The 2,472-nt window shown below is 73.6% G+C and carries 2 protein-coding genes and 2 pseudogenes; 3 read left to right on the forward strand and 1 reads right to left on the reverse strand.

Translation table 11 applies throughout. The features are described 5' to 3' along the window. The first annotated feature begins 172 nt into the window (after positions 1-172). A pseudogene (locus JNW89_RS34590) lies at positions 173-578 on the forward strand (YjbQ family protein). Between the two features lie 129 nt (positions 579-707). On the opposite strand, the gene JNW89_RS34595 reads toward JNW89_RS34590, so the two are convergent. Continuing rightward, positions 708-1,295, reverse strand: coding sequence for an NADPH-dependent FMN reductase (locus JNW89_RS34595; RefSeq protein WP_238452235.1), 588 nt, complete (start codon positions 1,293-1,295; stop codon positions 708-710). Between the two features lie 82 nt (positions 1,296-1,377). Here JNW89_RS34595 and JNW89_RS34600 point away from each other — a divergent pair, with 82 nt between their 5' ends. Beyond that, positions 1,378-1,857 (forward strand): MarR family winged helix-turn-helix transcriptional regulator, encoded by a 480-nt coding sequence (locus JNW89_RS34600; protein WP_238452236.1) that lies wholly within the window; start codon positions 1,378-1,380, stop codon positions 1,855-1,857. 51 nt (positions 1,858-1,908) lie between these two features. Next, positions 1,909-2,472, forward strand: a pseudogene (locus JNW89_RS34605) (hypothetical protein); the annotation flags it as partial.

Genomic DNA, 2,472 nt, shown 5'->3' on the forward strand with positions numbered 1-2,472 from the left:
ACTCCGGTCGGGGCGGCGGCTCCGACGGTGGCGGCTTCTGGGGCGGGGGCGGATTCTGGGGCGACGGCGGCTCGGGTTCGCTCGGCGGCTCGGACGGCGGCGGATCGAGTTGGGGCGGCTCGGACGGCGGAGGCGGCGGCAGCTACTGAGCCGGTGCGGCAGAATGCGCCGTATGCGCAGTGAGGTGATCACCGTCCGAACCGGGTCCCGGCCGACCGTCCAGGACATCACCGCCGAGGCCGAGCGGTTCGTCGCCGGCCAGGGCGACGGGCTGCTGCACGTCTTCGTGCCGCACGCCACCGCCGGTCTGGCGATCATCGAGACCGGCTCCGGATCCGACGACGACCTGCTGCGGGCGCTGGACGACCTGCTCCCCACCGACGACCGGTGGCGGCACCGGCACGGTTCGCCGGGGCACGGGCGGGACCACGTGCTGCCGGCGTTCGTGCCCCCGTACGCGACCCTGCCGGTGCTCGACGGTCGCCTGGCGCTGGGCACCTGGCAGTCCCTCACCCTGGTCGACACCAACGGCGACAACCCCACCCGCCCAGGTCCGCCTCTCCTTCCTCCCCGCCTGACCCCTTCCCCCGGCCGCGGGCCACCCCCGGGCCCTCTCGTAGGCCCTCTTTCACGAAGCGTGGCTATCCGGCGCGGAATAGCCACGCTTTCCGTGAAAGTGCGTCCGGGGAGAGGGGGTGCGCCCCGCGTCAGGCGGTGGCGGCGGCGAGCTGCGTCAGGCGGATCTTGGTGGCGAGGGCGTCGAGGAGGGCACGCAGGAGGGTCTCGGTGGTCTCGTCCTTGACGGTGCCGTCGGCGGCGAGCTTCTCGTGGGCGTTGTTGACGATGATCTCCGGCTTGGTGACCACCGCGGAATCGGTCCAGAGGAAGAGCTGGCGCAGCTGGAGCTGGGCGCGGACGGTGCCCATCCCGGTCGGCGCGGCACCGACGATGGCGATCGGCTTGTGTGCCAGCGGGGAGACCCACGAGGTGATCGGGAAGCTGGGGCGCGACGCCCAGTCGAGAGCGTTCTTCAGCACGCCCGGTACGCCGTAGTTGTACTCCGGGGTGGCGATGAGCAGGGCGTCCGCCGCGGCGATCCGCTCCCGCAGGTCCGTCACGGCCGCCGGTGGCTCGGGCTCGACGTCCTCGCTGAAGGGCGGGATCGCGCCGAGGCCGGCGTACTGCTCGATGGTCAGACCGGCCGGGGCGAGCCGCTGTGCGGCGCGGATCAGTGCCGTGTTGAACGACGCCTCGCGGAGGCTGCCGGAGATGGCGAGGACGGTGAGGTCGGACATGGTGGACCCTTTCGATCGCAGATGCGTGAGCTTGCCAATAGTAGAGCTGCTCAACTATCTGCCCGCAAGTAGGATGTGAGACATGACGCAGAGCACCGCCGCCACCGGATCCGACCTGGGCGACCGCTCCGGGCTGGCCGGGGACGCGGTGCGCCGGATCATGCACATCGCCTCCGCCATCCGGCATTACCAGGACGTCGAAATCGGCGGCCTGGGGCTGACCCCGGCGGCGGCCCGCGCGTTGGACGAGCTGGACCCCGACCGGCCGCTGCCCGCCCGCGACCTCGCCGAGCAGTTGCGCTGCGACCGGTCCAACGTGACCGCGCTGGTCGACAAGCTGGAGCAGGCCGGGCTGGTCGAGCGCCGGGTCGACCCGGCCGACCGGCGGCAGAAGACGCTGGTCGTGACGGACGCCGGCCGCCGGATGCGCGAGCGGGTGCACCGGGTGATGAGCGACTCACGACTGCTCGCCGGCCTGAGCACCGACGAGCTGGCCACCCTGCGCGAGCTGGTGTGGAAGGTCTCCGACGGCGGCTGCCCGGAGCAGTGCGGCCCGGAGTGAGCGCGGTCGGGCGGATCGTGTCCGAGTGGGCGACCCTGGCCTCCGTCGGTAATGCTGATCGACGTGACCACCCCGCAGCATCTCGACGACCGGTTCCGGGAGAGCCTGGGCGCGCTGCCCGAGCCCGAGCGGCGACGTGACCCGGCGCAGCCGGTCCGCGACGGCGCCGCGCTGACCGGACACCAGCTGCTCGCCCTCTTCGACGCCCAGGTCACCAGCCGCCAGCTCGACCTGGCCGGCCGCTGGCTGCGCAGTTTCGGGGAGGGCTTCTACACCATCGGCTCGGCCGGGCACGAGGCCAACGCCGCCGTCGCCGCCGCGCTGCGCCCCACCGATCCGGCCCTGCTGCACTACCGCTCCGGTGCCTTCTACTGCGCCCGCGCCGCCCGGGCCGCGGGCGAGTTCCCGGCCGCCGGCGGCGACGAGGCCACGCCCACCTCCGGCGTCCCCCGAGCCCGCCGGCGTCCCCCGATGACGCCACGCCGACGGTGGCGGGTGGCGAGCCGTACGACGATTGGGCGACTCGCCCGGACCCGCCCCCGGTCGGCGACGCACCCGCGGCCGCCTACCAGGTCGGCGCGGACGGCACCGCCGAAGCGATCCCCGCTCCCGCCG

It is taken from the genome of Micromonospora sp. 4G55 (assembly GCF_016803375.1).

Excerpts from the sequence above, each read along its gene's own strand:
- JNW89_RS34600 (WP_238452236.1), top strand. The coding sequence starts at position 1,378 with ATGACGCAGAGCACCGCCGCCACCGGATCCGACCTGGGCGACCGCTCC.
- JNW89_RS34595 (WP_238452235.1), bottom strand. The coding sequence starts at position 1,295 with ATGTCCGACCTCACCGTCCTCGCCATCTCCGGCAGCCTCCGCGAGGCG.